The sequence below is a fragment of the Actinomycetota bacterium genome (assembly GCA_005774595.1).
Classification (GTDB): Bacteria; Actinomycetota; Coriobacteriia; order Anaerosomatales; family D1FN1-002; genus D1FN1-002.
The window spans coordinates 1-2,459 of record VAUM01000292.1; the positions used below are offsets into that span (position 1 = coordinate 1).

At 66.1% G+C, this 2,459-nt stretch carries 2 protein-coding genes; both read right to left on the reverse strand.

What is annotated here, in order from left to right; all coding sequences use genetic code 11:
* Window positions 1–392: 392 nt before the first annotated feature.
* The gene (locus FDZ70_09260) at window positions 393–1,082 is read right to left on the reverse strand and encodes a hypothetical protein (GenBank protein TLM70265.1); all 690 of its coding nucleotides are present in this window, start codon (window positions 1,080–1,082) and stop codon (window positions 393–395) included.
* A 99-nt stretch (window positions 1,083–1,181) separates the two neighbouring features.
* Entirely contained in the window at window positions 1,182–2,423 is a 1,242-nt protein-coding gene (locus tag FDZ70_09265; GenBank protein ID TLM70266.1) for a hypothetical protein, read from the reverse strand.
* Window positions 2,424–2,459 lie beyond the last annotated feature (36 nt).

The following is a 2,459-nucleotide window of genomic DNA, read 5'->3' on the forward strand; positions in this document are numbered from 1 at the left end:
AAAGACCCACATCACGTCAGGGCACGGGCACGGTGTATCCCGACCGGACGTCTTCCCGTGCTAGATTCCGGGCGGTCATGCAGGTGGAGACGGCGAGCACGGCGAGCCCGAGTACGAACATGACCGCGAGTGCGATTGCCGCCGTTCGCAGTGAGAAGGGTGGCGGAGGCGGCGTCCTGCCGGACTCACGCTCCACGACCCCATCGATTGTGATGTTGGCCGGGGAGCCGATCTCAGGTGCATCCATGCCTCTGATGGCGCCGAGCGGTGGCTGCCCGAACTCGTCCGAGCGGTGCTCTCTGGACGACCTCGACATGCTCACCCGCCGTCCGACTCGTTCGAACGTTTCTGCGTTTCAGCGGCGGCGCCCTCCGCCGTCGCCATCTTCTAGCCTACTGCGGAGCGCCGCCCGCTGGAAACGCCTGTTCGGCAGGTGAGATAGGCGACCTCGTCAGTTCCATGGCCCAGAGTGCAACGAGTGCTCCGAAGGCCAGCAGGTAGGTAGCGAGCGGCCGCGGCTTCTCGTAGACCGTTCCGACGACAAGCACCCCGATGATCAGAGCGTGCAGGGCGTAGAACACCAGGGCCTCCAGTGACTGGTAGCGCTCCCGCTTCGATCCGGGCGACGCGATGCGTTCCGGGAGCGCGAATGCGACGCACGTGATGAGCAATCCGACGATGGTCATCGCTGCCGAGATGGCCCCAGCGAGGTCGGGATTGGCGACTTGAAGAACCTCCACGATTCCCCACGGCGAGGCGATGACCATGACGATGGCGGTGCTCCCTGCAAGCGCCAGCCTAGACGGAATGAGCCTAGGCCTATGTGGCGCGGAGATGGCTATTCCCGCCGGAGCGGGTGCCGACGGCGCGCTGCGCTTGAAGAAGACCGCCGCGATGATGAGCGGGACGGCAAGCAGAAGATTGAAGGTCATGAGGAGGATTGCGGCGGAGAGGGGCAAGTCGCGCGCAATCCACAGGGTCACGAGGATGAGCGCAACTGCGGGAATGAGTAGCTCAAGGCGTACCTGCGCGCTCGGCTCGTCTCCGGCGGCGGAGTCGAGCGGTTCGTCGGGTTCGCCCACGCTATCCCCCCTGCCGCGGATTGGCACGAGCAGGCTGTCACTCTGCCGAACGTTTCTGCGTTTCAGCGGCGGCGCTCTGTGCCGTCGCCGATTTCTAGCCTACCGCTCTGCGCCGCCCGCTGGAAACGCCTGTTCGCAGTCCGGGACCTCGTTCGTGGCCTCTGGCGCTGCGCGCTTCCGCTCCCGCAGCCACAGTCCGATGCAGAAGGGCGCCATCAATCCCAGCACCAGCCACGGGATGGCGAGGGCGGTGATGCTGAGGGCGTCCTGTGCAGGGGATTGAGCCGCATACGGCTCCTTCCACCACGGGTGCAGCGGCGACGCGACGAGCAGGAAGTGCGCGCCGTCCGGGTCGTGCTCTCGGATGCCCTGCGGGTAGCCTGCATCCGCGATCAATTCAGGAGCCGCCCGAGGCGTGTCGCTCGTGGCGAGAGTCATGTTCTCGGTGATGATTGGCACCAGCCAGTCGTCTCGGGACGACTCTGTCAGCAGAGCGGCCTCCTCTGATTGCGGCACTGTGGCTTCGAACGCCGTGGTGACCGGGCCGGGGGGTGAGTCTGCTGCAGACTCAGAGTACTTGTCGGTGATCCGACCCGCGGCGTCGCGCATCACGCGACGTGCTGCGAGTTCAATGGTCTGGGTCCGACGGTCAATGATGGTGAGTGAGCAGCTGGACAGCGCCGCGAGGCGCGTCAGTTCGTTGACGGCGGTGGCATCGCGGCTGCGCACATCCTCTGCCGTAACGTTGCGCGCGTAGTCGTTGGCCATGGCATAGAGCGCTCCGTAGCTCACTCCCAGTTCGGGCCTATCGCCTCGCACGGCCAAGGTCAGGAGCCACGAGATGCCGAAGACGACGACCGTACACACGAGCAGGCTGGCAGCGGGCACGACGGATGCAGCGAGCGCCCGCCGAGTCGCGTGGCGCATGTGCTCACGCGGAACCATGCGCAAGGATCGAGTGAACGCGACGAGTGGAGCGACGGTCGCGATCCACAGCAGGTAGGCGAGTCCTGCGGCCACCCAGCCCATCGACTCATCCGGCATGATGCTCAGCGGTGCCGCGAGTGCGAGCGCACCGCTGCCGACGACCGCAACGAATGCCATCGCCTGTGCTCGGGGCATCAGCGAACCCGCCGTCACGGCCAGCATCAGCCAGACGAGCACGAAGACAAGCGACAGGAGGGTTCCCGCGATGCCGCTAGCCGCGTCGAAGCCGAAGCTGGAGTCCAGCCAAGCTACGAACGCGGCTGTGGCGGCGGCGGTCGCGAGCCAGCATACAGCGTTGGCACCGACTGCTCGCGCGAGTGCTCTCCCCCGCCCTCTGTCGAAGTACGCGAGCAACCCGTCGAGGACGAAGTGAGCGGCGAGTACGAAGGC